The sequence below is a fragment of the Ochrobactrum sp. AN78 genome, from assembly GCF_029909885.1.
Classification (GTDB): Bacteria; Pseudomonadota; Alphaproteobacteria; order Rhizobiales; family Rhizobiaceae; genus Brucella; species Brucella quorumnocens.
In genome coordinates this window covers 632519-655859 of the sequence record NZ_JASAMU010000002.1, presented here as the reverse complement: position 1 = coordinate 655859, position 23341 = coordinate 632519, and the positions used below count along the sequence as shown (strand labels likewise).

Genomic DNA, 23341 nt, shown 5'->3' with positions numbered 1-23341 from the left:
TATAGACACGAGAAGCTTATCGAAAGATCGGGGACAAGGTTTCTGTGTCGGGAACGACCAATTTTTGCACAAATGATCGTGTACTCTGTTGATACCCAATTACTTGGAATTATCTACTAAGAACCAAATCTTTAAAGAATATAATTCTAATTTTATGCAATCCGAAGCATGGTCCCAGCTATGCTTTTGCGCCATTTCCTCATAAACTTCGCTTCAAACAGAAGGAGATTATTCCATGAGCAAGCCCCTTGGCGCAAAAGACGGTGAAACCGTAGGACGCGGTCGAATCTATGATTCCATTCTCGATACCATCGGCAATACGCCTCTGGTCCGTATCGACAAGTTCGCCAAGGAAAACGGCGTCGAAGCCAATCTTCTGGTGAAGCTGGAATTCTTCAACCCGTTGGCAAGCGTCAAGGATCGTATCGGTCTTGCGCTTATCGAAGCGCTTGAAGCGCAGGGCAAAGCTGTTCCTGGCAAGACCGTATTTGTAGAGCCAACCTCCGGCAACACCGGTATTGCACTTGCATTTGCTGCGGCTGCCAAGGGCTATCGCCTTGTGCTGACCATGCCTGAAACCATGTCGATCGAGCGTCGCAAGCTTCTCAAGTTGCTCGGTGCTGAACTCGTGCTGACAGAAGGCCCGAAAGGCATGAAGGGCGCTATCGCCAAGGCTGAGGAAATCGCAGAAGGCAATCCGAATGCGATCATTCCTCAGCAGTTCGAAAACCCGGCCAATCCCGCAATTCATCGCCGCACAACGGCTGAGGAAATCTGGAATGACACTAATGGCGAAGCTGACATTCTGATTTCCGGCATCGGCACCGGCGGCACTATTACCGGCGTCGGTCAGGTCATCAAGTCACGCAAGCCATCGTTCAAAGTGATCGCTGTTGAGCCTAAGGATTCCCCGGTTCTTTCAGGTGGCACACCCGGCCCGCACAAGATCCAGGGCATCGGCGCAGGCTTTGCACCAAAGACGCTCGACACCGAAATCTATGATGAAGTGGTGACTGTCTCCAACGAGGATTCCTTTGCCAATGCACGCCTGATTGCGCGTCTTGAAGGCATTCCTGTCGGCATCTCATCGGGTGCGGCGCTTACAGCCGCCATCGAAGTCGGCAAGCGCCCAGAAAACAAGGGCAAGAATATCGTCATCATCATTCCATCCTTTGCAGAACGCTATCTTTCGACAGCGCTGTTTGAAGGGTTGGAATAAGCGAGCGTCGGTTCGACAAAACAAAAAGCCAGAGCGGTCATCCGCTCTGGCTTTTCTGTTGCCTGAACTTAGCCATTTTCAACAAGAGCCTGACAGGCTTCGTCTCTGAAAATGAGAACCGAAGCTCAGTATTTAGTTTGCCGTGCGTGCCGCGCAAGCCGGACCCGGGCCGCGCATGTAATGGCGCTCGGGCCTGTAGCTCGGTGCGACGAACTCACGGATGACATTAACACTGTCACGTAGCTGAACGATAATGTTCATCGCCTTCACCTCATCAAGAATTTTCTGCTCGAAAGTGATGCTCGCCACGCAACCACGGGGGTCGAGTTGAATGCTTTTTAGCTTCCGAACATCTTAATGAAAACTTTAACGATTAAAGATGAATAACTCCTGAATCGTCAGAGTTAACAGTAAGTTAATGGTAACGATATTCAGGTTTTCCACAGGCGTGAGAAATTAGACACAATTAAAAAAGCCGGCGTGAATACACCGGCTTTGTCGGGAAAATATAGAGGGGTTAGCGCGTCGGAACCGGATGTTCGCCACGATAGTCATAGAAACCGCGGCCCGTCTTGCGACCAAGCCATCCCGCCTCAACATATTTGACCAAAAGCGGGCATGGGCGATACTTGGAGTCGGCCAGCCCGTCATGCAGAACCTGCATGATCGAAAGACACGTATCGAGACCGATGAAATCAGCAAGCTGCAACGGCCCCATAGGATGGTTGGCGCCAAGCTTCATCGCCGTATCGATGGCCTCGACACTGCCCACACCTTCATAAAGCGTGTAGATCGCCTCATTGATCATCGGCAGCAAAATACGATTAACGATGAAAGCCGGGAAATCTTCGGCAACCGTTACGGTCTTGCCGAGCGCCGTTACAAAATCCTTTGATTTGCGGAACGTATCTTCTTCAGTCGCAATACCGCGCACCAGCTCAACCAGCTTCATGAGCGGTACCGGATTCATGAAGTGAATACCGATGAAACGCTCCGGACGATCTGTGGTCGAAGCAAGTCGCGTGATGGAAATCGACGACGTGTTGGTTGCGACAATCGCTTCCGGGTTCAGGATCGGACAAAGCTGCGCGAAAATCTTGCGCTTGACGGTTTCGTCCTCTGTCGCCGCCTCGATGGCCAGATCGACACCCGCCAGATCTTCCATGGAATTCGCTGCGCGGATCAGCTTCATGGCATCGGCGCGCTGTTTTTCTTCCAGCTTACCGGATGACACCTGTCGCGCCATGTTGCCATTAACTGTGGCAATACCCTTTTCCAGCCGGTCCGCCGCCGCATCATGCAAAAGCACGTCGTATCCTGCCAACGCACACACATGGGCAATTCCGCTTCCCATCTGTCCTGCGCCAACAATGCCTACCGTCTTGATCGCCACAGTCTCAACTCCTTCATGCTCTCGCCCAATAGCGGAGATCTGCTTGAGTATATCCATTCTTCAAATACAGAGTACCTGTATCTGGGTCTTACCCGGCCGGCATGCGGCCCATGCCAAGCTTTGTATCTGACATCGCTTGAAAGCCCGGTTAACAAGACAGCTTGCCTGTCAAAATGCAATCCTAAACTTCAAGCCGAGTATTACGCAGCACTTATAAAGAACCCGCCCGAACGCCGGCAAAAAGTCGACGCAAAGGACGGGCAACAAATGAGCTAGTGGATTGAATTTGACGTTTGAAACAGCATGTGTGTCAGTCGGGTTTCAAACGTCAAATTCAATCCACTAGGCGGCAGATTTCCCTGCCGCCTTTCTTATGATCAGAGCGCTTTTTCGAGCTCCGGCAACACGGTGAAGAGATCCCCTACGAGGCCGTAATCGGCAACCTGGAAGATCGGAGCTTCCTCGTCCTTGTTGATCGCAACAATCACGCGGCTGTCTTTCATGCCTGCAAGATGCTGGATCGCGCCGGAAATACCAACTGCGATGTAAAGATCAGGTGCAACCACCTTGCCGGTCTGGCCAACCTGCCAGTCGTTTGGTGCATAGCCCGCATCAACTGCCGCACGGCTGGCACCAACCGCAGCACCAAGCTTGTCAGCAACAGGCAGGATCACTTCCTGGAATTTTTCCGATGAACCAAGTGCACGACCGCCCGAGATAATGATCTTGGCAGAGGTCAGCTCCGGACGATCACCACCCGAAAGCGCGTTCTCAACAAAGCTCGACAGTGCCGGATCGCTCGCAGCATTCACGCTTTCAACCGCAGCCGAACCACCTTCGCCGGTAGCCTGGAACGAAGCCGTACGAACGGTGATGACCTTCTTGGCATCAGTTGACTGCACAGTCTGGATTGCATTGCCTGCATAGATCGGACGCTTGAACGTATCAGCGGACACCACTTCCATGATTTCAGAAAGCTGCATCACATCGAGAAGTGCTGCAACGCGTGGAAGCACGTTCTTGGCCGAAGTGGTTGCTGGTGCGATGATCGTGTCGTACTGGCCTGCAAGTTCAACAATGAGTGCTGCCAATGGCTCAGCCAGACGGTTTTCCAGCGCATCGCTTTCAGCCAGCAGAACCTTGCGCACACCGGAAAGCTTTGCAGCTGCGTCAGCTGCAGCTTTCGCACCCTTGCCTGCAACCAGCACGTCCACATCGCCACCGATTTTACCGGCAGCCGTCAGTGCCTTTGCGGTCTGATCGGAAAGGCTTGCATTGTCATGTTCGGCAATAAGAAGAATAGCCATTTATCTTGTCCCTTCCGATTTCTTACAATACGCCATCGGCCTTGAGCTTCTCGACCAGTTCGGAAACCGAACCGACCTTGACGCCCGCCTTGCGGCCACCCGGTTCTTCAGTCTTCAAGACCTTAAGACGCGGCGCAATATCAGCACCGAAATCGGTAGGCGACTTTTCATCAAGTGGCTTCTTCTTGGCCTTCATGATGTTTGGCAGCGATGCATAACGCGGCTGGTTCAAACGAAGATCAACTGTCACAATGGCTGGAAGCTTCACATCAATGGTCTGAAGACCGCCGTCAACTTCGCGGGTCACCTTGGCCGAACCGTCACCCAGTTCAACTTTCGATGCAAAAGTTGCCTGGCTCCAGTTGAGAAGCGCCGAAAGCATCTGACCAGTCTGGTTGGCGTCGTCATCAATCGCCTGCTTGCCCAGGAACACGAGGTCTGGCTGTTCAGCCTCGACAACGCCCTTCAGCACCTTGGCAACACCAAGCGGCTCGACAGCTTCATCAACCTTGACCAGAATGGCACGATCCGCACCCATGGCAAGCGCCGTGCGCAGCGTTTCCTGTGCCTGTGCCGGGCCAACCGAAACCGCGATGATTTCCGTCACCTTGCCTGCTTCCTTAAGACGGATCGCTTCTTCAACTGCAATCTCGTCAAAAGGGTTCATCGACATCTTCACGTTCGATAGCTCAACGCCCGAACCATCACCCTTAACACGGATCTTTACGTTGTAATCTACAACCCGCTTTACTGCGACAAGGACTTTCATCCGCGATTACCTCTTCAATGACTTTTGCGGCACGACTATGCCGCCGTGAATCTTTGCCCGCATGTCAGAATCCGACATGAAAACGTTGCTGACAGAAACGCCGCGAAACCAGCACTCCCCCGCAACATCAGGAACCGGCACGAAACCTAAAGACGGTTGACGTGCACGTCAATCGCGGATGGGCGGCAATATCGATTTAAATGAATTTATTCTGACAGATAGTCATTCCGTTTTTGCACTAACGTTTGTCAGGTCTTGTCTTGTTCGTCTGATGCCCTTTGATACTTTTCTTTTGCGCGCGTCTCCTCGCATTTTCGTGGCGTTTACAAGCCCGGACTCATGCGCTAGGAGAGCCGTGTAAACATCCGGTCGCAGCCTACCCGGTCAAAACAAGGACTCAAACTATGAAGACGCTTGTCATCTGCTCCGGCGGATTGGACTCCGTTTCGCTTGCGCATAAAATCGCGGCGGAACATCAACTCACTGGCCTCATCTCCTTCGATTATGGCCAGCGGCACAAAAAAGAACTGAACTTTGCGGAAGCCTGCGCAAAGCGGCTCAACGTGCCCCATCAGATCATCGATATTCGCCCCATTGGCGCGAGCCTCACCGGTTCGGCCCTGACAGACGATATCGATGTGCCCGACGGTCATTATGCCGAGGAAACGATGAAAGTAACCGTCGTTCCCAACCGCAATGCCATCATGCTGGCCATCGCCTTCGGTGTGGCAGCAGCACAGAAAGCCGATGCCGTGGCGCTTGCCGTTCACGGTGGCGATCATTTTATCTATCCCGATTGTCGTCCGGGATTTATCGACGCTTTTCAGAGCATGCAAAACCATGCGCTGGAAGGTTATGCCGATATTCGGGTGCTTGCGCCCTATGTGCACAAGTCAAAAAGCGACATCGTTCTTGATGGTGCAAAATACAGGGCGCCATTTGAAGCGACATGGTCCTGCTATAAGGGCGGCGAGCATCATTGCGGGCGTTGCGGCACCTGTGTCGAACGTCGCGAGGCATTCCATCTGGCTTGCATCAACGACCCCACACACTATGAGGATGCCAACTTCTGGCGCGCAGCAATTGAGAAGAGGAACGGCTGATGTTTCGCATCACCAAGGAATTCCATTTCTCCGCTTCGCATCAATTGACCGAACTTCCTGCCGATCATCAATGTGCGCGGCTGCATGGGCACAACTACATCGTTGAAGTCGAACTCTCCGCCGCCGATCTCAACGCATATGGTTTTGTGCGCGATTATCACGAGTTGGCACCACTCAAGCGCTATATTGATGATGAACTCGATCACCGCCATCTCAATGATGTGCTCGGGCATCATCGTGTGACGGCGGAGTTTCTGGCGCGCCATCTTTACGACTGGTGCAAGGTCCGCTGGCAGGAAGTCACAGCTGTAAGGGTCAGCGAAACGCCAAAGACATGGGCAGAATATCGGCCCGGGTATCGGCCATGAAGACCGATACCGAAATCCGCATCAGCGAGATATTCGGTCCAACCATTCAGGGCGAAGGCTTGTTGAGCGGTGAACCGACTGTTTTCGTGCGCACGGGCGGCTGCGACTACCGCTGCGCATGGTGTGACAGTTTGCACGCTGTTGAAAGCCGCTTTCGCCATGACTGGAAACCGATGAGCGTTGACGCCATCTGGCATGAAGTGACGATACTTTCTGGAAAAAAGCCAATAACAGTGTCACTTTCCGGCGGCAACCCAGCCATCCAGCCTTTGGGACAGCTGATCGATCTTGGTCACGCACAGGGTTATCGCTTTGCACTCGAAACACAGGGATCGGTAGCAAAGGACTGGTTTTCCAGGCTCGATACGCTCGTTCTGAGCCCGAAACCGCCTTCAAGCGGCATGGAGACGGATTGGGATGCGCTTGCCGCTTCCATCGATGCGGCAGGCTCAAAGCCGAAGACTGTGCTTAAATTCGTTATCTTCGATGATGCGGATTATGCTTTTGCAAAAGCTGCATCGGCTCGTCATCCGCATTTGGCAGTTTATCTTCAACCAGGCAATCACACGCCGCCGCCGCCCGAGGATGACGATGCACGGATCGATATGGACGGCATCATGCGCCGCATGGAATGGCTGATCGACAAGGTGATGCAGGATCGCTGGTTCGAGGCGCACGTCCTGCCCCAGCTTCATGTATTGATCTGGGGCAACAAACGCGGCGTTTAAAAATCAGCGGTTAGCGCCGGGCACCCACAGCACATCACTCGCGCCGTTATCATTGACGGCGCGGGCGGCGACAAAGAGGAAATCGGAGAGGCGGTTGATATACTGCAGCGCTTCTTTCGAGACCACCTCGCCCTCAGTCTTTGCAAGCTGTACCATCAGCCTCTCAGCACGACGCGAAACGGTGCGTGCCAGATGCAGTGCCGCAGAAGCAGGCGAACCACCCGGCAGAATGAACGAACGCAGCGGAGGAATATCCGCATTCAGATAATCAATATCTGATTCAAGCCGTGTAACCTGCGATGCAGCGATACGCAGCGGCTCATAAGCAGGTGGCTGACCGTCATCGGGCGTTGAAAGATCGGCACCAAGATCGAACAGGTCATTCTGGATGCGCATAAGCATCACATCGATATGCCCATGCTCTGCACCAGTCGTATGAAGCCGAACCAGGCCAATACAGGCATTGGTTTCGTCAACCGTGCCGTAGGATTCAACGCGCAGATCGGATTTCAGCCTGCGCGGACCCGAGGTCAGGCCTGTTGTTCCATCATCGCCTGTGCGTGTATAAATTTTGTTGAGTTTGACCATTTTACTGCCCACTCGTCTGGCGCGCGAAATAAACGGCTGCGACGATCAGCACGATCGCGACGAACTGCAAAAAGACTCGCAGCTGCATCATTTTGTTGGAGAAGTTGCCGTCACCGCCGCGCATCATATTACGCAGGCCGATAATCAGCACAATTGCCACCGCGAACATGGCCACCATGGCCGCAGCCTTGAACAGAAAGTCCATTTATTTCTCTCCCATAATCCGCCATCTCTGTTTTTAAGATTGGGCTTGTTTGTTTCAAGACTGGTCGGACAGCATTCGATAGAGCCAGCGCGACGGCAGCAGGCGTCGTGCCAGAATACCCAGTTTCGCAGGTCGTGTAACCGCGTAATGCGGACGCGGCTTAGGCGCCTCCAAAGCATGCACAAGTACCGCGTAAACCGCCTCTGGGCCAAGCTTGTTTTTAGACTTCGTACCGCCTTCATCGAGTTTCGCCATCTGACGCTGATAAAGCTCGCGATGCACAGAATGCTCAAGATCGATATTGGCGCGCGCATGCATGGCTGCATTATAGGTGAACTGCGAGGCAATCGGCCCCGGTTCAATCATCGAAACCTCAATACCGGAGCCTTCCAGTTCCATCCGCTGCGCGAGCATCAAACCCTCAAGCGCAAATTTCGATGCCACATAAGCACCGCGCCATTTCATCGGCACAAGCCCAAGAATGGAAGAACAATGCACAATGCGGCCATACCCCTGTGCCCGCATCACTGGAACGATACGACGTGTCAGATCATGCCAGCCGAAGAAATTTGCTTCAAACTGCGCACGTAATGCTTCAACCGGCAGATCCTCAATTGCCCCCGGCTGCGCATAGGCACCATTGTTGAAAAGAGCGTCCAGCTTGCCATCCGTCGCACGCAAAACTTCATCGACCAGCACTTCAATCGACTGCGGCTCGGTGTAATCAAGATAGAAAGCCTCAAGCCCCTTGGCTGTGAGTGCCGCAATATCTTCATCCTTGCGTGCAGTCGCAAACACGCGCCATCCGGCCTTATGCAAAGCCTCGGCACAATAGGCACCGATACCGGAAGAGCAGCCGGTGACGATAATGCTGCGCTTTTCGCTCTCTGGAGCCATCAACCTGTTCCTCGCGGTCGCGTTTTCGCAACAGTGCTTGATTCGTGCCCGGTTTAAAATCGCTACAGCATCGGCCATAAAATCGGAATCAATTTTATGGAAGCACGATGCGTAGATTCAATAGCATAGAGCGACCTTTGTGAGCCCAAAGAGGGCGCGAGGCGCTCTATGCCCTTGCAATGTCGAATCTAATACTAGATTTAAGGGCGCTTGGGTCGTTTGTCGGTTTACCGAAGGGAAAAATCTGCGGATGCGAAAAATCAGACGTTTTATCCGTCAGATCACTTTCGATGTTTATGGGCATTTCAGCACAGACGATGGCTGGGCATTCGCCTCGCATATCGCCCTTTCAGGCCTTATGGCTCTGTTCCCGTTTCTGATCTTTGCAACCTCACTCGCCAGCTTTCTCGGCACTAAAGAATTCGCCAATACGGCGGTACACGTCGTTTTTGACATGTGGCCATCCAACATTGCCGGCCCTATCGCCAATGAGGTGACGAACGTTCTGACAGTGCAGCGCGGTGGATTGTTGACGGTCAGTGTGATCGCTGCTGCCTATTTTGCCTCTAATGGCGTGGAAGCACTGCGCATGTCACTCAATCGCGCCTATCGCGTAACTGACCAGCGCTCGATCATTTTCTGCCGCCTGCAAAGCCTGGGCTTTGTACTCCTTGGCACAATCAGTCTCATGGCGATCAGCTTTCTGCTGGTTCTGGCACCGCTGGCCGTGCGCCTTGCCGAGCAATGGTTTCCAGATATCGCACCCTTCACAGGCACGATTGCGATATGGCGCTATACGATTGCCGTGATTGTTCTGGTGCTTGCGCTCTTTATCGTGCACATCTGGTTGCCTGCCGGGCGCCGGCGTCTGAGCGACATTCTGCCGGGCATTGGGATCACACTCGTTGCATGGCTTGCTGCCGCAACCGCCTTCGCAAAGTATCTCGAAACATTTGCAAGCTACGTCACCACCTATGCGGGCCTTGCCTCGATCATGGTGGCGATCGTCTTTCTCTACATGCTCTCGGCCATCTTCATCATCGGCGCAGAAATCAATGCGGCGATCATGAATTTCCGCAAACGCGAGCAGCAGCCCGATCTTATCGACGCAAAGTAGTCAGAGCCACGCCGAGCGTGGTTACCACCATGCCTGCAATCTGGATCGGGCCAAGCGTTTCACCGAAAATCAGATAGGCCATGATCGCAGCCGTACCTGGTACGAGATAAAACAGCGATGCCACCTTCGACATGGCACCTTCGCGGATCATCACCAGAAGCGCCAGAATGGCACCTATGGAAATGGCAAGTGTCAGCCAGACCAACGCAAAGATAAGCTCCGGCGACCAGATCATAACGCGTGTTTCAAATGCGAAAGCCCCGATCGCGGTCAAAGCCGCTGCTGCGATATATTGCACAGCAGTGCCAGCCTTAAGATCTCCTGCGGTTCCAAAGCGCTTTTGCCAAACCGTACCTATGCTGATAGCCAGAACAGCCACAAAGGCCGCGAACAGGCTTTGCGGATCAACGCCATTACCGGCAGAAAACTTCGGCCAAACCACCATGGCAACGCCCAGAAAGCCAACGAGAAGGCCCAGCCATTGCCGCCCGCTCGCACGCTCTCCCAGAAGAAGCGCTGCAATCAGCGTGGTCAGCATGGGCTGCAGACCTGCAACAAGTCCGGACATGCCTGCGGGCAATCCGTGATGCACAGCCCAAAAAAGCGCTGAAAGATAAACGCCATGAATAAGGCAGCCGGTAATGGCGGCGTGCATCAAAACCTTGCCTCTTGGCCAGACGCTGTGGCTTGCCGATGCCCAGAGGATCATGATGGTGGCTGCAATGGAAAACCGCACCGCCATGAAACTGAACGGCTCCGCATAGGGCATTGAGAGCCCGGCACCGATAAAACCGGTAGCCCAGAGCAGGACAAACATGATGGGAAAAAAGCGGGTGGCCATGACAGAGTCTTTCTTGCTTGCGGCCTGCTCTAATCTGGTTGGAGCCATTGTGCCATCACATAAATCTGATTGCTGCGATCAATTTGCCAAATGCGTCTCATCGACTTATGAAACGGCATGGACGCTCAAAACGACACAATCCGCATTCTCGTTGATGCCGACGCCTGCCCGGTGAAGGCTGAAATCTATCGTGTTGCCGAACGCCATGGCTTGCCCGTGGTTCTCGTCGCCAACAGCTATATCGCCATCCCGCGCGACGCAGAACGCGTTGAGCGTGTGGTGGTTTCCGACAAGCTTGATGCAGCCGATGACTGGATTGCAGAAAATTCCCGACCGGGCACGGTTGTGATCACTGCGGATATCCCGCTCGCGAGCCGGTCGATTGCAATGGGTGCGGCGGTTATTGCGCCTAATGGAAAAGTGCACACGACAAGCACCATCGGCAATACGCTCGCCACACGTAACTTGATGGATTCGCTGCGTTCCGCAGGCGAAGTCACGCGTGGCCCGGCACCATTTTCTCCCAAAGACCGCTCGGCATTCCTGTCGGCACTTGAATTGGCAATCGTCCAGCTCAAGCGTTCGGGGTTCAAATCAGTTTGAGCGTATCGATGCGGTCGCAATGCCGGCACCGATTAACATCGTTCCACCAGCACGATTGAAGATGCGCAAGGCACGCTCATTTGCGAAAAAGCGTCGCGCACGCGTGGCGACCAGCGCATAAGCGAAGGCATTGAGGAAAGCGAGCACGAGAAACGTGCTTTCAAAAACCAGCATCTGCGTCATGAAATCACGATGCGGGCTTAAAAACTGTGGCAGAAACGCTACGAAAAACGTGATGCTTTTGGGATTAAGTGCTGTCACCAGCCAGGCATGAAGTAACATTTTTACCGGCTTCACCGCATCATGTCGCGCTTTGGCGTCCATGGTTCCGCCAGCGCGAAACAGCTTTATGCCGAGCCAGATGAGATAGGCAGCGCCAGCCCATTTGACGGCGGTAAAAATCGTGGCTGATGCTGCAAGCAATGCACCAACCCCCAGCATTGAAAGCGTCATAGCGGTGAAATCACCAAGAGCGACACCGATAGCCATAGGAAGTGCTGCTTTCCAGCCTTGCCCAAGCGCATAGGACACCACCAGCAAAACCGTGGGTCCCGGAATAATAAGAAGCACGACAGATGCGGCAGAAAATGCCAGCCAGACTTCAACGCTCATGAGCAACTTCCTCTCTCTTAAAAAGAGGAAGCCACTGAATGCGATACTTGTCTATCTAAAGTTTCTGTGCAGCCTCGATCAGCTTGATTGCGTCGGGACTATCCCAAGGCGCAGGCCCGTTCATGGAGGCAATCTGACAACCTTCCTTATCGACCAGCAGTGTCACCGGAAGACCAAATGCCAGATTCTTGCGCTTCAACTCATTGAAGCTCGACATGGTCGCGTCACGGTTCAGGCTCAGGCTCTTGATGCCGATCTCTTCAAGAAACTTTTTCGGCTTTTCATCGGAACCTGTATCGATATTGATGGCAACGACATCAAAATCGCTGCCGCCCTTTGCTGCCTGAAGATTGTCGAGTTCCGGCATTTCTTCACGGCATGGCGCGCACCACGTCGCCCACAGATTAACAAGAAGCGTTTTGCCCTTATAATCACCAAGCGTCATTTGTTTGCCGTCAGGTCCGGTGAAAGCGATATGGGCAACCGAAATCGGCTTTTCCGCCGCACGCATGGCAGCGACACTTCCAGTTGCGGCGGCATCAAGGCTCTTGAGCGAATCTGCTTTCAACGCACATTGTGCGGAAGCCTCATCACTTTGAGCAGAAACAGAGCTTGCGGCTGAAACATTGCTATCAGATGCATTGCCAGAAGGCCGTTCCATCACGTATACCGCCCCGATACCGGCAATGACACCGGCAAGAGCTGCAAGAAGGACGATCTTCCGATTTCCTGGCTTTGCCTTATCGTTGTTTTCTGCCATCTCGCGTCACTTTTCCTTAAGTCATGTATCCGAGGCATACGAGCATGAGCGAACAAAAATCAAGCAATCAGATGTGGGGCGGCCGTTTTGCCTCAGGACCCGATGCGATCATGGAAGAGATCAATGCATCGATCGGCTTTGACCGCAAGCTCTATGCGCAGGATATTCAGGGCTCGCTCGCCCATGCTGCCATGCTTGCAAAGACTGGCATCATTGCGGCAGACGACCATAAAAAGATTGAAGAAGGCCTGAAAACCATCCTCAAGGAAATCGAGGACGGCAAATTCACCTTCTCGCGCAAGCTTGAAGACATTCACATGAATATCGAAGCGCGCCTTGCCGATCTGATTGGCGCATCTGCAGGGCGTCTGCACACGGCTCGCTCCCGCAACGATCAGGTGGCGGTTGATTTCCGCCTCTGGGTCAAGCAGGAAATGCAGAAGACCGCTGTGGCTCTTAAAGGTCTGATCGAAGCTTTCCTTGAGCGTGCAGAAGAACATGCCGCAACCGTCATGCCGGGCTTCACGCATCTTCAGACAGCGCAGCCCGTGACTTTCGGTCATCATTGCATGGCCTATGTGGAAATGTTTGGTCGCGATTTATCCCGCGTGCGCGATGCGATTGAACGCATGGACGAATCGCCTTTGGGTGCGGCAGCGCTTGCTGGAACCGGCTTCCCGATTGATCGTCATATGACGGCGAAAGAACTCGGTTTCCGTGAGCCAACCCGCAACTCGCTCGATAGTGTTTCCGACCGTGACTACGCTCTGGAATTCCTGTCACTCGCAGCCATCTGCGCGGGTCACTTGTCACGCCTTGCCGAAGAAATCGTCATCTGGTCGACGCCACAGTTCAATTTCGTTCGCCTGTCCGACGCATTTTCGACCGGTTCTTCCATCATGCCGCAGAAGAAAAACCCGGACGCGGCCGAACTGGTCCGCGCCAAGACCGGCCGTATCAACGGCTCGCTTGTTGCACTTCTCACCATCATGAAGGGTCTGCCGCTCGCCTATTCCAAAGATATGCAGGAAGACAAGGAACAGGTTTTCGACGCTGCTGAAAATCTGGAACTCGCAATTGCTGCAATGAGTGGCATGGTGCGCGACCTGACCATCAATGTTGCAAGCATGAAGAAGGCCGCAGGCTCGGGTTATTCGACTGCAACCGATCTCGCAGACTGGCTGGTGCGAGAGCTTGGCCTTCCATTCCGCGATGCTCACCACGTCACGGGCCGCGCCGTGGCTCTGGCCGAAAGCAAAAAGGTCGATCTCTCGAAGCTTTCGCTTGAAGACCTGCAATCGATCAATCCGGGCATTACCGATGCGATCTTCGGTTATCTGACGGTTGAAAAGTCAGTCAAGAGCCGCCAGTCCTTCGGCGGAACCGCGCCCCAGGAAGTGCGCCGTCAGATCCGTTACTGGAAAAAGCGCATCACCAAGGCATAAGCGATACGATCTTAGTGACATCACTCTTGAAGGAGTGATTTCACTTTCAGATATTTTGGGTTAGACCTGACCCATAGTACAAATTCCGGGAACCAAAGCTGATGACAGGCCGCTCCGCCACTTCCTCCGTGCTTCTGATCGTAGCCCTTGCAGTCACACTTGCTGCTTGCGGACGCAAAGGCCCACTTGAGCCACCGCCTGCGCAGCTCATCACCAATGAACAGGGCCGCACAGTCGAGAAACCGAAGGAAGACAAGCCCTTCATCCTCGACAAAATTCTTTAGTTCACATTTCGATCTGATTTTTACAGATCGGCGCTCTAAAGTCTTTTACACGAAGCATAATTTTATCGATCCTCGTTTCACAGGGGTCCAATTATGCTCTAACCTCTGATCAAGCTGGGACTGTTTCCCGTGAATCATTTTGAATATCGCGACGGCGTTCTTCACGCTGAAAACGTAAGCCTGCCTGAAATCGCTAAAGAGGTCGGCACGCCTTTTTACGTCTATTCGCGCGCCACGATCGAGCGCCATTTCCGCGTCTTCAGCGAAGCCTTTGCGGATATGGAAACGCTGGTAACTTACGCGTTGAAGGCCAATTCGAATCTGGCTGTTCTCAAGACACTCGCCAAGCTCGGCGCCGGTGCTGACACGGTTTCGGAAGGCGAAATCCGCCGTGCCTTAGCTGCAGGTATTCCGGCCAACAAGATCGTGTTTTCCGGCGTTGGCAAAACGCCGCATGAAATGGATTTCGCGCTCGAAGCTGGCATCTATTGCTTCAATGTCGAGTCCGAACCTGAGCTGGAAATTCTTTCAGCGCGCGCCGTCAAGGCTGGCAAAATTGCATCTGTATCCTTGCGTATCAATCCGGATGTCGATGCCAAGACCCATGCAAAGATTTCGACCGGAAAGTCCGAAAACAAGTTCGGCATTCCACGCGTCAAAGCCCGTCAGGCCTATGCACGTGCTGCAAGCCTGCCCGGTATCGATGTGGTCGGCATCGATATGCATATCGGCAGCCAAATCATTGATCTCGAACCTTTCGACAATGCTTTTGCTCTGATGGCTCAGATAGTGAAAGAACTGCAGGCCGACGGTCATAATATTCGCCATGTCGATGTCGGTGGTGGTTTGGGCATTCCTTATCGCACCGATAACAACCCGCCGCCACTGCCGGTGGCCTATGCAGAAATCGTCGCAAAACATATCAAGCCGCTGGGCCTCAAAACCGTGTTTGAGCCGGGTCGACTGATTGTCGGCAATGCCGGTCTTCTGGTGACGGAGGTGATTTTCGTGAAGGAAGGCGATGCCAAGAACTTCGTGATCGTCGATGCGGCAATGAACGATCTCATTCGCCCGACCCTTTACGAAGCTTTCCACGACATCAAGCCAGTCAAAGAAACCAAGGATAACGCCCCACGCATTCGCGCCGACTTTGTCGGCCCTGTTTGCGAAACGGGCGATTATCTCGGCCTTGACCGTGAAGTGGCGAAGCCTGCTCCAGGAGATCTGATTGCTGTTTGCACGACGGGCGCCTATGGCGCAGTTCTGTCGAGCACCTACAACAGCCGCCTTCTGATCCCCGAAGTGCTGGTCGATGGTGATCGCTATCACGTCATTCGTCCACGCCGGACCTATGAAGAACTTCTTGCGCTCGATTCCGTGCCCGAGTGGCTATAAAATAGGGCTTAAGCCTCGTCTTTGCCATGATGCGTGTTATTCTATGAACAATCCATAGGCGTTACACGCATCAGAAAGTCCAGATGACACAGCAGAAAAAAAACAGCGAAGACTTGCCGATCCGCAAGCGCGATGCGTTTTTCCGCCTGTTTTCCGGCGAAGGTGCTGCTTTGCGCCGCCTTCACCTGAAAAGCTTTCTGACGATTAGCTTCGAGAGGCTCTGGCCTCTTTTGCTTCCCCTGATTCTGCTGATTGCCCTTTTTGCAAGCCTGAGCTGGTTTGGACTTTTTTCGCTGATGCCACGTTGGCTGCATATCGGCGTACTGGGGCTCTTTGCTCTAGCTGGTCTTGTTGCCCTTTATCTGCCTTTCCGTTTTCGCTTACCCAATGAAGACGACATCACGACTCGTATTGAGGACGTGAACGGTCTGATCCACGAGCCGCTGGCAGTCCAAACCGGACAAATGGCAACTGGCACCAACGATCCCTTTGCTGTCGCTCTCTGGCAGGAACACAAGCGCCGCATGGCTGAGCGCCTGAAAAACCTGCAATCAGGCTTACCACGTCCGCACATTCCAGAACGTGATCCATTTGCGCTCCGCGCTATTGTTGCTCTGCTGTTTGTGACCGCTTCCGCTTATAGCCTCAGCCCAAACAGCGGGCGCATTGCCGATGCGTTTCATATCCGCGCGGGTAGCCCTACAGCCGTTGCACGCGTCGACGCCTGGGTAACGCCGCCACGCTATACCGGCCGTGCGCCGGTGTTTCTGAGCACAACCATTGATGAAGCGAATGTCGGAAAACCGATCACCGTTCCGCAAGGCAGCATCGTCAATATCCGCGTTATTGGCGGCAGTTCGGAACGATTGACCACAACGGATTCCACCGGCCATCGCAGCGAGATACAACCCGTCGCACCTCAGAACGAGCCTAAAGAGGGCGAGACGGTTGCGACAGAGCAGCAGGCACTTGTCGATGGCAGCCGCAACTTCCGCTATGATTTGCAACAGGACCAGACGCTGAGCTTATCCGGCACCGATGCGCGCTGGACCTTTGCAGTCACACCAGACAATGCGCCGACCATTCGGTTTACCAAAGAACCGGGCCATGCGCTAAATGGCACGTTGCAGCTTTCCTATGAAATCACCGACGATTACGGTCCGGCCAAAGCCTATGGTGAAATCGTTCCTCTCGATATGGATCACGAAGACGAGGAAGTCGCCCCTCTCTACGATGCGCCGGATCTGCCGCTCGCATTACCGCGTCGCGGAACGAAAGAAGCAACCACTGCCAAAGATCTAACCGAGCATCCGTGGGCTGGTCAGGAAGTGGCACTCACGCTTGTTGTGACAGATGCAAACGGCAAGTCTGGTCGCAGTGAAACCAAGATCATGAAACTGCCGGAGCGCCCCTTCTCCAATCCGCTTGCAAAAGCTGTTGTGGAGCAACGGCGCATACTCGCATTCGATGGTACCCAGCGTGACCATGTCCGGGACATGCTTTCGGCCCTCATGCTGCGCCCCGAAGAAACGATCAAGAACAGCGCCCATTTTCTGGGTCTTGTGACGATCGGCACGCGACTTCGTTTTGCGACTGGCGACGATGCGCTGCGCGATACAGCGGATTATATGTGGCAGGTGGCACTTGGCATTGAAGACGGCAATTTGTCGGCAGCTGAGAAGCGTCTGCGCCAGGCACAGGAAGCGCTGCGCAATGCGCTGCAGAATGGCGCTTCGCAGGAAGAAATTGCTAAACTTTCCGCAGAACTGCGCAAGGCAATGCAGGATTTCCTGCGTGAATTTGCCCAGCGTCAACAGCAGAATCCCAATGCTCGCAATGCGCCTCTCGATCCAAATGCACGTGTGCTGACCGAAAAAGATTTGCAGCGCATGATGGATCAGATTGAAAATCTGGCACGTCAGGGATCGCGCGATCAGGCGGAACAGCTTCTGTCGCAGTTGCAGGATATGATGAATAATCTGCAACAGGGCCAGCCGGGGCAACCGAGCCAGCAAGGCCAGGGTCAGGGGCAGGCCAATCAGATGCAGCAGCAGATGAACAAGCTCGGCGATCTGATGCGGCGCCAGCAGCAGATGATGAACGAGACTTTCAATCTCGATCAGAAGATGCAGCAGCAGTATAACAACAGCGAAGGCGAGTTTGGCGACGAAGACCAGATGCCGGGCGATGATGGCACGATGGGGCGCGGTGAATCACAACAAGGTGAATCACAGCAGGGCGAATCGCAGCAAAATGGCCAGCAGGGCGGAACACCGTCCGAAATGGCGGAGGCCATGCGCAAGCTTCAACAGCAGCAGCAACAGCTCCAGCAGGAATTGCAGAAGTTCAATGAAGACCTCAAAGGCATGGGCATAGATCCTAATCAGGATTTCTCCGACGCGGGGAAATCGATGGGCAACGCCGCCGATGCGCTTGGCCGTAGCGAAGGCTCGGAAGCGAGCGATCAGCAGGGCAGCGCGCTCGATGCTCTACGCCGGGGTGGCCGCGACATGATGCAAAAAATGCAGCAAGCCATGGGTCAGGAGGGTCAGGGACAAAGCGGGCAGAATGGCCAGAACGGTCGCGATCCGCTTGGCCGCCAGCAAGGCAATGGCATGTCAGACGAAGATGGTGTCAAGATTCCGGGTGAAATCGATATCCAGCGCGCCCGTGAAATTCTCGATGAAATCCGCCGCAAGCTTGGCAATGCACTGACGCCACAGATGGAGAAGGAATATCTCCAGCGCCTCTTGCAGTTCGACTAGAGCGCATCCCGAAAAGTGTGAAACGGTTTTCGGACAAAGATGCGCGTTAAAACATATATTAGAGCCAAAAGTGCGAAGCGGTTCTGCGTAAAAATGCACGTGAATATCGCGGTCATTCCTTCACATGGCCCACATAGGGCAGCTGCCGGAATGAATGCGCTACGTCCATACCGTAGCCGACGACAAAATAGTCGGGGCATTCAAAGGCAACAAAATCCGCATTGAGATCAACCTTGCGACGCACGCTTTTGTCGAGCAACACAGCAATGCTGACGCTGCGCGCACCGCGCTCTAGCATCAGTTCACGCACGAATTTGAGCGTCTTGCCCGATTCGAGAATATCGTCGATCAGCAGCACATCGCGATCATGCACATCGCTGTCGATGTCGCGCAACAGGCGCACTTCGGTGCTGGTCGTGCCCTTGCCGTAGCTTGAAACGGTGATGAATTCGACATCCGGTTCAACTCCGGCATCGTGCATCGCACGAATGAGATCAGCTGCGAAAATGAACGAGCCTTTAAGGATCGAAATCGTTAGCAGATTATGAAACTTGTGGCCGGCGATATCCTTCGCAAGCTCGAGATTGCGCGCGGCAATTTCTTCCGAGCTGAACAACACATCGATTGTTTTGCCGCCGACTTCAGGCATCTACCGCTTCTCCTGCTAAATAAGCCTAACATAGCTTTGAAAGGCACGCTCTATATCATGCTTTCAGAGAAATGCATCATTTTGGATTGTACCCTTCCAGAACAATCAAACGAAGCATAAGCATTTGCCATTTCATTGATTTGTTATAGCGTGGCCATCATGCATCCAGACATTATCGAACTGCGCTCCTTTTACGATACAACGCTTGGCCATCTGACCGAGCGATCCATCCGCATGGCGCTGGCCGCACTTTGGGGACGTGTGCCGGGTGAGCGGCTTATTGGCCTTGGTTATAGCCTGCCCTATCTGGATCGTTTCAGCACTGATACGGAACGCAGCTTTGCCTTCATGCCTGCCGGGCAAGGCGCGATAGCCTGGCCCTCCTCGGAAAAATCGACAACGGCTTTGGTTTTTGATGAAGAACTGCCTTTGCCTGATTCCTCCATCGACCGCATTCTGATGGTCCACGCTCTGGAGTATGCAGAAAATGCCGCTGAAACACTTAAAGAGATGTGGCGGGTGCTTGCACCCAACGGCAGGTTGGTGATCGTGGTGCCAAACCGGCGTGGCGTCTGGGCACGTCTTGACCGAACACCGTTTGGTAGCGGTCGCCCCTATAGCCGCACACAGCTGACGGCCTTGCTGCGCGAAGCCAACTTCACCGTGAACACCATCAGCAATGCGCTGCACTTTCCACCTGTAAAGCGTCGATGGATGATGCGCCCCTGTATGGCGATTGAAGGTTTGGGGCGGAAGCTCTGGCCGCTTTTTTCAGGCGTTCTGGTGGTGGAGGCACAGAAGCGGCTCTATCAGGGCCTGCCCGTCGCCCAGCGCTCTTCACGGCGTGTCTTTATGCCTGTGCTTGCACCGCATGGCTCGCCGGTCAGCGGCTTGAGAAAAGCCTCATCAAAAGAACTCAAAAAATAACTCTGCAGCCTTTCGAGCCAAGGTTTTTCTCGACTTGAACGCGGCGGCGGTTTATGCCCGCTGCGTAACCTTAAACACAGTCCTTTTGGCGGAGCCAAAATCATGACCAATATGCAGAACCTCTCCCGTCCCCAGCCCAAGGCAGGCCTGCTCGATATCGCAGCCTATGTGCCCGGCAAGGAACATGTTGAAGGCGTCGCAAAGGTCTATAAGCTCTCATCCAACGAGACCCCCATCGGCCCCAGCCCACATGCGGTCGAGGCCTATCGACACTGGGCCGAGCATCTCGCGGCATATCCCGACGGTCAGGCCATAGCGCTGCGTGAAGCAATCGCTGAATCTCAGGGCCTCAACATCGGCAACATCATCTGCGGCAATGGTTCGGATGAACTACTCGGCCTCATCTGTCAGACCTATCTGGCACCGGGCGATGAAGCGATCATCACTGAACATGGCTTTGCGGTCTATAAGATCCAGACGCTGGGCGCAGGCGCAACACCTGTAACCGTCAGGGAAAAGGACGAACGCATCGATGTCGATGCTATCCTTGCTGGTGTTACACCGCGCACCAAGATCGTGTTCATCGCCAATCCAGCAAACCCGACCGGCACCTATCTGCCGTTTGAGGAAGTGCGTCGCCTCCATGCTGGTCTGCCAAAGCACGTCCTGCTGGTCCTTGATGCTGCTTATGCTGAATATGTGCGCCGCAACGATTACGAATCCGGCCTTGAACTGGTTTCGTCCAACGAAAACGTCGTAATGACCCGTACCTTCTCGAAGATTCATGGTCTGCCGGGTCTGCGCATCGGCTGGATGTATGCACCACTGCACGTCATTGATGCAGTCAACCGCATACGCGGCCCGTTCAACATGAACTCGGCGGCGATTGCTGCAGGTGCTGCCGCAATCCGCGACCGCGCCCATGTCGTGAACTCGGTTGAATATAACGAGAAGTGGCTGTCGTGGCTAACCGATGAATTCACCAAGCTTGGGCTTCGTGTCACGCCATCGGTAACGAACTTCCTTCTCATGCACTTCCCCGACGATGCTGACCATTCGGCAGACAAGGCGGATGAATGGCTTTCCAGGCGCGGCTATATCCTGCGTCGTGTCGGCGGCTATGGCTTCCCGAATGCGCTGCGCATGACGGTGGGCACTGAAGAAGCCAATCGTGGCGTTGTGGACGCTCTTACCGAGTTTTTGAAATAAGACGATGTCCACAATCCATTTTGATAAAGTCGCGCTCATCGGTATCGGCCTTATAGGCTCATCGTTGGCGCGCGTTATCCGTCGCGAAGGCTTGGCCAGTCATATCGCCATCGCCACGCGCAGTGCCGAAACATTGAAGCGCGCCGAGGAACTAAACCTCGGCGACAGCTATTCAACCGATAGTGCGGAAGCAGTCAAAGATGCCGATCTGGTCATCGTGTCGGTGCCGGTCGGCTCGTCTGGCACAGTTGCCAAGCAGATTGCAGGCAACCTGAAGCCAGGCGCTATCGTCACCGATGTCGGCTCGACCAAAGCATCGGTCATTGCGCAGATGCAGCCGGTGCTGCCGGAGAATGTGCATTTCATTCCGGGCCATCCACTGGCAGGAACTGAATATTCGGGCCCTGATGCAGGCTTTGCTGAGCTGTTCACCAATCGCTGGTGCATTCTTACGCCCTTGCCCGACACCGATCAGGCAGCCATCGATAAGCTTTCTGCCTTCTGGACAGCTTGCGGTTCGCGTCTTGATCAGATGGACCCACAGCATCACGATCTGGTGCTGGCCATCGTCTCGCACCTGCCGCATATCATCGCCTATAATATCGTCGGCACAGCCAGCGATCTGGAACAGGTGACGAAATCAGAAGTCATCAAATATTCGGCTTCCGGTTTCCGTGATTTCACGCGTCTGGCTGCTTCCGATCCAACCATGTGGCGTGATGTCTGCCTGCACAACAAGGACGCGATTCTTGAAATGCTGGCACGGTTCTCGGAAGATCTGGCATCCCTGCAGCGCTCAATCCGCTGGGGCGACGGCGAGGCTCTGTTTGACCTCTTCACCCGCACGCGTGCTGTGCGTCGTGGCATTATCGACGCGGGTCAGGAAGTCGATGCGCCGGACTTCGGTCGTCAGGCAGCCGCACATCCAAGCGAACAGAAGTAGGAACTAGTGGTCTGATTCCGACATTTGCATCCCTCGGATACAGGCATCGGACAAATGTCGGAATCAAGAAGACCACTAGCAAGTTTATGAATCTAGTGGATTTTTCGAATTTGACGTTTGAAACAGCGTATGTGTCAGTTGGGATTCAAACGTCAAATTCAATCCACTGGGCTTTATAGGCTGGGCACTCGGCCGAGCGGAATAAATCCAGCACTAGCTCTTCCCTTTCGAACGGCAATCTCAATAACGGGATTGCCGTTTTCGTCTTTCGGCATAGCGGAAAGAGCAAAAAGAACGGTGGCGATATTGCCGCCCTGCTCAGGGAAAACCGTCTGTCCAGCCTGTGCGAAGGATTGCGGATTGATCATCGTAACCTTCAGGTCCGCATCAATCTCCCCTTCCATATCGACCGAAAACGGACCCGCGACCGAAAGCACTGCCCCGTTTGGCATAGACAGGAATGCTTGATTGATCACACCGTTATGACCGCGCATCCGTTCATTGAATTGCGAAGGGCTCGGCGCGAGGAAGGTTGCAGCATCGGCAATCTCTATATCGACCAGTCCGTCAATCTCGGGGCTTTTGGCATTGCCAATCACATAAGGTTCAAGCTTTAGGGCTGCAAAGCGTCCATTGATCTTGAGTTGATCGTCTTCGCTGCTCATGCGGAAGTTCATCTGCTCAAGCTTGCTGACCAGCTCTGTAGTTGTCGTTTCCGTGCGCACACCGACGCTGACGTCCCGCGCATTCAACTCGATCTCGGTCGGAAATGGACGTGCGAGACGCGTGTTGGAGGTGAACTTGCTCCAGTTGACCTCAAGAGGCTGGATACCGGGAAACTCGACAAAGGCCGGGCCAGATAATTCGTTGCTCAGCGAACGTGGTGCATAAACCGGAGAACCCGACGTAAAGCGGCCTGCACGCAGCGACATGCCTTCGGAAGGCTTTCGCCATGAAATGCTGGCGCAAACCACATTTACGCGCAGCGGATAACCGCCGGTATGCAGGTTTTCGCATTGAACACCGATCCCTTGCGATGCAAGCTTAGCCATATCGGCCTTAGCGCGCGCTTCGACCTTGTCCGCGACGTAGAACCAGCCCGCCGTATAGGCTGCAATAAGCACCAGAGCGATAACCGCGATGGTAATTGGGCGCTTTCTGGATTTCATGGGTTCAATTCCAGCATGCGCCATTGAAAAAGCCTCTTTCAATCA

The 23341-nt window shown here is 54.0% G+C and carries 25 protein-coding genes; 13 read left to right on the top strand and 12 right to left on the bottom strand.

The window, feature by feature from the left end; translation table 11 throughout:
• Positions 1 to 235 precede the first annotated feature (235 nt).
• Positions 236 to 1219 carry a cysteine synthase A gene (gene cysK / locus QBD00_RS06640; RefSeq protein ID WP_318578964.1) on the top strand — a complete coding sequence of 328 codons (984 nt, stop codon included), beginning with the start codon at positions 236 to 238 and terminating at the stop codon, positions 1217 to 1219.
• A gap of 132 nt (positions 1220 to 1351) precedes the next feature.
• On the opposite strand, the gene QBD00_RS06635 is transcribed toward cysK, so the two are convergent.
• From QBD00_RS06635 to QBD00_RS06620, 4 genes are all read right to left on the bottom strand, one after another.
• Complete coding sequence (locus tag QBD00_RS06635; protein ID WP_268875812.1) at positions 1352 to 1480, bottom strand: hypothetical protein; 129 nt, start codon at positions 1478 to 1480, stop codon at positions 1352 to 1354.
• Between the two features lie 256 nt (positions 1481 to 1736).
• A complete protein-coding gene (locus tag QBD00_RS06630) occupies positions 1737 to 2612 on the bottom strand; it encodes a 3-hydroxybutyryl-CoA dehydrogenase (protein ID WP_024896859.1) in 876 nt (291 codons plus the stop codon).
• Positions 2613 to 2989: 377 nt separating this feature from the next.
• On the bottom strand, positions 2990 to 3919 hold the full coding sequence (locus tag QBD00_RS06625; RefSeq protein WP_095447556.1) for an electron transfer flavoprotein subunit alpha/FixB family protein: 930 nt from the start codon (positions 3917 to 3919) through the stop codon (positions 2990 to 2992).
• A 22-nt stretch (positions 3920 to 3941) separates the two neighbouring features.
• Positions 3942 to 4688: an electron transfer flavoprotein subunit beta/FixA family protein gene (locus tag QBD00_RS06620; protein WP_318578963.1), complete on the bottom strand. Its 747-nt coding sequence runs from the start codon at positions 4686 to 4688 to the stop codon at positions 3942 to 3944.
• Positions 4689 to 5092: 404 nt separating this feature from the next.
• Here QBD00_RS06620 and queC point away from each other — a divergent pair, with 404 nt between their 5' ends.
• Genes queC through queE form a run of 3 tightly spaced genes read left to right on the top strand, consistent with a single transcriptional unit; the run spans position 5093 to position 6887 of the window.
• Entirely contained in the window at positions 5093 to 5791 is a 699-nt protein-coding gene (gene queC, locus QBD00_RS06615) for a 7-cyano-7-deazaguanine synthase QueC (protein WP_095447558.1), read from the top strand.
• A complete protein-coding gene (gene queD / locus QBD00_RS06610; RefSeq protein WP_318578962.1) occupies positions 5791 to 6159 on the top strand; it encodes a 6-carboxytetrahydropterin synthase QueD in 369 nt (122 codons plus the stop codon). The genes queC and queD overlap by 1 nt, the downstream gene beginning before the upstream one ends.
• A complete protein-coding gene (queE, locus tag QBD00_RS06605; RefSeq protein ID WP_318578961.1) occupies positions 6156 to 6887 on the top strand; it encodes a 7-carboxy-7-deazaguanine synthase QueE in 732 nt (243 codons plus the stop codon). The genes queD and queE overlap by 4 nt, the downstream gene beginning before the upstream one ends.
• Before the next feature lie 3 nt (positions 6888 to 6890).
• On the opposite strand, the gene QBD00_RS06600 is transcribed toward queE, so the two are convergent.
• From QBD00_RS06600 to QBD00_RS06590, 3 genes are read right to left on the bottom strand one after another with little or no spacing between them, the layout of a single operon-like run.
• Positions 6891 to 7475: a cob(I)yrinic acid a,c-diamide adenosyltransferase gene (locus QBD00_RS06600; protein ID WP_095447561.1), complete on the bottom strand. Its 585-nt coding sequence runs from the start codon at positions 7473 to 7475 to the stop codon at positions 6891 to 6893.
• A gap of 1 nt (position 7476) precedes the next feature.
• The gene (locus tag QBD00_RS06595) at positions 7477 to 7680 is read right to left on the bottom strand and encodes a twin transmembrane helix small protein (RefSeq protein ID WP_024898593.1); all 204 of its coding nucleotides are present in this window, start codon (positions 7678 to 7680) and stop codon (positions 7477 to 7479) included.
• Between the two features lie 54 nt (positions 7681 to 7734).
• The gene (locus tag QBD00_RS06590) at positions 7735 to 8577 is read right to left on the bottom strand and encodes an SDR family oxidoreductase (protein ID WP_318578960.1); all 843 of its coding nucleotides are present in this window, start codon (positions 8575 to 8577) and stop codon (positions 7735 to 7737) included.
• Positions 8578 to 8827: 250 nt separating this feature from the next.
• Here QBD00_RS06590 and QBD00_RS06585 point away from each other — a divergent pair, with 250 nt between their 5' ends.
• The gene (locus QBD00_RS06585) at positions 8828 to 9694 is read left to right on the top strand and encodes a YihY/virulence factor BrkB family protein (protein ID WP_095447563.1); all 867 of its coding nucleotides are present in this window, start codon (positions 8828 to 8830) and stop codon (positions 9692 to 9694) included.
• Here the strand turns inward: QBD00_RS06585 and QBD00_RS06580 are convergent.
• Positions 9678 to 10535 (bottom strand): DMT family transporter, encoded by an 858-nt coding sequence (locus tag QBD00_RS06580; RefSeq protein WP_318578959.1) that lies wholly within the window; start codon positions 10533 to 10535, stop codon positions 9678 to 9680. The two genes, QBD00_RS06585 and QBD00_RS06580, sit on opposite strands and share 17 nt — an antisense overlap.
• Positions 10536 to 10652: 117 nt before the next feature.
• On the opposite strand from QBD00_RS06580, the gene QBD00_RS06575 reads away from it, so the two are divergent.
• Positions 10653 to 11138, top strand: coding sequence for a YaiI/YqxD family protein (locus QBD00_RS06575; RefSeq protein ID WP_318578958.1), 486 nt, complete (start codon positions 10653 to 10655; stop codon positions 11136 to 11138).
• On the opposite strand, the gene QBD00_RS06570 is transcribed toward QBD00_RS06575, so the two are convergent.
• Both QBD00_RS06570 and tlpA read right to left on the bottom strand, forming a co-directional pair.
• Entirely contained in the window at positions 11130 to 11750 is a 621-nt protein-coding gene (locus QBD00_RS06570; RefSeq protein WP_318578957.1) for a LysE family translocator, read from the bottom strand. The genes QBD00_RS06575 and QBD00_RS06570 overlap by 9 nt on opposite strands.
• Positions 11751 to 11805: 55 nt before the next feature.
• The gene (tlpA, locus tag QBD00_RS06565; protein WP_095447567.1) at positions 11806 to 12510 is read right to left on the bottom strand and encodes a thiol:disulfide interchange protein TlpA; all 705 of its coding nucleotides are present in this window, start codon (positions 12508 to 12510) and stop codon (positions 11806 to 11808) included.
• A gap of 44 nt (positions 12511 to 12554) precedes the next feature.
• On the opposite strand from tlpA, the gene argH reads away from it, so the two are divergent.
• The 4 genes from argH (at position 12555) to QBD00_RS06545 (ending at position 18399) form a co-directional block, all read left to right on the top strand.
• Positions 12555 to 13955 (top strand): argininosuccinate lyase, encoded by a 1401-nt coding sequence (gene argH, locus QBD00_RS06560; RefSeq protein ID WP_095447568.1) that lies wholly within the window; start codon positions 12555 to 12557, stop codon positions 13953 to 13955.
• 101 nt (positions 13956 to 14056) lie between these two features.
• Positions 14057 to 14239, top strand: coding sequence for an LPS translocon maturation chaperone LptM (lptM, locus tag QBD00_RS06555; RefSeq protein ID WP_095447569.1), 183 nt, complete (start codon positions 14057 to 14059; stop codon positions 14237 to 14239).
• A gap of 129 nt (positions 14240 to 14368) precedes the next feature.
• Positions 14369 to 15634 (top strand): diaminopimelate decarboxylase, encoded by a 1266-nt coding sequence (gene lysA / locus QBD00_RS06550; RefSeq protein WP_095447570.1) that lies wholly within the window; start codon positions 14369 to 14371, stop codon positions 15632 to 15634.
• Between the two features lie 83 nt (positions 15635 to 15717).
• Complete coding sequence (locus tag QBD00_RS06545; RefSeq protein ID WP_318578956.1) at positions 15718 to 18399, top strand: TIGR02302 family protein; 2682 nt, start codon at positions 15718 to 15720, stop codon at positions 18397 to 18399.
• A 112-nt stretch (positions 18400 to 18511) separates the two neighbouring features.
• Here the strand turns inward: QBD00_RS06545 and hpt are convergent, their stop codons facing one another.
• Complete coding sequence (gene hpt, locus QBD00_RS06540; RefSeq protein ID WP_095447572.1) at positions 18512 to 19048, bottom strand: hypoxanthine phosphoribosyltransferase; 537 nt, start codon at positions 19046 to 19048, stop codon at positions 18512 to 18514.
• Positions 19049 to 19207: 159 nt separating this feature from the next.
• Between hpt and QBD00_RS06535 the strand changes: the two genes are divergently transcribed.
• The 3 genes from QBD00_RS06535 to QBD00_RS06525 all read left to right on the top strand — a co-directional run bounded on the left by QBD00_RS06535 (position 19208) and on the right by QBD00_RS06525 (position 22127).
• Positions 19208 to 19975 carry a class I SAM-dependent methyltransferase gene (locus tag QBD00_RS06535; protein ID WP_318578955.1) on the top strand — a complete coding sequence of 256 codons (768 nt, stop codon included), beginning with the start codon at positions 19208 to 19210 and terminating at the stop codon, positions 19973 to 19975.
• Positions 19976 to 20077: 102 nt separating this feature from the next.
• Entirely contained in the window at positions 20078 to 21184 is a 1107-nt protein-coding gene (gene hisC, locus QBD00_RS06530; RefSeq protein WP_318578954.1) for a histidinol-phosphate transaminase, read from the top strand.
• 4 nt (positions 21185 to 21188) lie between these two features.
• Positions 21189 to 22127, top strand: a complete 939-nt coding sequence (locus tag QBD00_RS06525; RefSeq protein WP_095447574.1) for a prephenate/arogenate dehydrogenase family protein — start codon at positions 21189 to 21191, stop codon at positions 22125 to 22127.
• Between the two features lie 173 nt (positions 22128 to 22300).
• Here QBD00_RS06525 and QBD00_RS06520 read toward each other — a convergent pair whose 3' ends face one another.
• Positions 22301 to 23320 carry a DUF2125 domain-containing protein gene (locus QBD00_RS06520; RefSeq protein WP_318578953.1) on the bottom strand — a complete coding sequence of 340 codons (1020 nt, stop codon included), beginning with the start codon at positions 23318 to 23320 and terminating at the stop codon, positions 22301 to 22303.
• Positions 23321 to 23341: the final 21 nt, after the last annotated feature.

What these genes read in the sequence shown, in the direction of transcription:
- cysK (WP_318578964.1), top strand. Translation starts at nt 236, where the DNA reads ATGAGCAAGCCCCTTGGCGCAAAAGACGGTGAAACCGTAGGACGCGGT.
- QBD00_RS06635 (WP_268875812.1), bottom strand. Translation starts at nt 1,480, where the DNA reads ATGAACATTATCGTTCAGCTACGTGACAGTGTTAATGTCATCCGTGAG.
- QBD00_RS06625 (WP_095447556.1), bottom strand. Translation starts at nt 3,919, where the DNA reads ATGGCTATTCTTCTTATTGCCGAACATGACAATGCAAGCCTTTCCGAT.
- QBD00_RS06620 (WP_318578963.1), bottom strand. Translation starts at nt 4,688, where the DNA reads ATGAAAGTCCTTGTCGCAGTAAAGCGGGTTGTAGATTACAACGTAAAG.
- queC (WP_095447558.1), top strand. Translation starts at nt 5,093, where the DNA reads ATGAAGACGCTTGTCATCTGCTCCGGCGGATTGGACTCCGTTTCGCTT.
- queD (WP_318578962.1), top strand. Translation starts at nt 5,791, where the DNA reads ATGTTTCGCATCACCAAGGAATTCCATTTCTCCGCTTCGCATCAATTG.
- queE (WP_318578961.1), top strand. Translation starts at nt 6,156, where the DNA reads ATGAAGACCGATACCGAAATCCGCATCAGCGAGATATTCGGTCCAACC.
- QBD00_RS06600 (WP_095447561.1), bottom strand. Translation starts at nt 7,475, where the DNA reads ATGGTCAAACTCAACAAAATTTATACACGCACAGGCGATGATGGAACA.
- QBD00_RS06595 (WP_024898593.1), bottom strand. Translation starts at nt 7,680, where the DNA reads ATGGACTTTCTGTTCAAGGCTGCGGCCATGGTGGCCATGTTCGCGGTG.
- QBD00_RS06590 (WP_318578960.1), bottom strand. Translation starts at nt 8,577, where the DNA reads ATGGCTCCAGAGAGCGAAAAGCGCAGCATTATCGTCACCGGCTGCTCT.
- QBD00_RS06585 (WP_095447563.1), top strand. Translation starts at nt 8,828, where the DNA reads ATGCGAAAAATCAGACGTTTTATCCGTCAGATCACTTTCGATGTTTAT.
- QBD00_RS06580 (WP_318578959.1), bottom strand. Translation starts at nt 10,535, where the DNA reads ATGGCCACCCGCTTTTTTCCCATCATGTTTGTCCTGCTCTGGGCTACC.
- QBD00_RS06575 (WP_318578958.1), top strand. Translation starts at nt 10,653, where the DNA reads ATGGACGCTCAAAACGACACAATCCGCATTCTCGTTGATGCCGACGCC.
- QBD00_RS06570 (WP_318578957.1), bottom strand. Translation starts at nt 11,750, where the DNA reads ATGAGCGTTGAAGTCTGGCTGGCATTTTCTGCCGCATCTGTCGTGCTT.
- tlpA (WP_095447567.1), bottom strand. Translation starts at nt 12,510, where the DNA reads ATGGCAGAAAACAACGATAAGGCAAAGCCAGGAAATCGGAAGATCGTC.
- argH (WP_095447568.1), top strand. Translation starts at nt 12,555, where the DNA reads ATGAGCGAACAAAAATCAAGCAATCAGATGTGGGGCGGCCGTTTTGCC.
- lptM (WP_095447569.1), top strand. Translation starts at nt 14,057, where the DNA reads ATGACAGGCCGCTCCGCCACTTCCTCCGTGCTTCTGATCGTAGCCCTT.
- QBD00_RS06545 (WP_318578956.1), top strand. Translation starts at nt 15,718, where the DNA reads ATGACACAGCAGAAAAAAAACAGCGAAGACTTGCCGATCCGCAAGCGC.
- hpt (WP_095447572.1), bottom strand. Translation starts at nt 19,048, where the DNA reads ATGCCTGAAGTCGGCGGCAAAACAATCGATGTGTTGTTCAGCTCGGAA.
- QBD00_RS06535 (WP_318578955.1), top strand. Translation starts at nt 19,208, where the DNA reads ATGCATCCAGACATTATCGAACTGCGCTCCTTTTACGATACAACGCTT.
- hisC (WP_318578954.1), top strand. Translation starts at nt 20,078, where the DNA reads ATGACCAATATGCAGAACCTCTCCCGTCCCCAGCCCAAGGCAGGCCTG.
- QBD00_RS06525 (WP_095447574.1), top strand. Translation starts at nt 21,189, where the DNA reads ATGTCCACAATCCATTTTGATAAAGTCGCGCTCATCGGTATCGGCCTT.
- QBD00_RS06520 (WP_318578953.1), bottom strand. Translation starts at nt 23,320, where the DNA reads ATGGCGCATGCTGGAATTGAACCCATGAAATCCAGAAAGCGCCCAATT.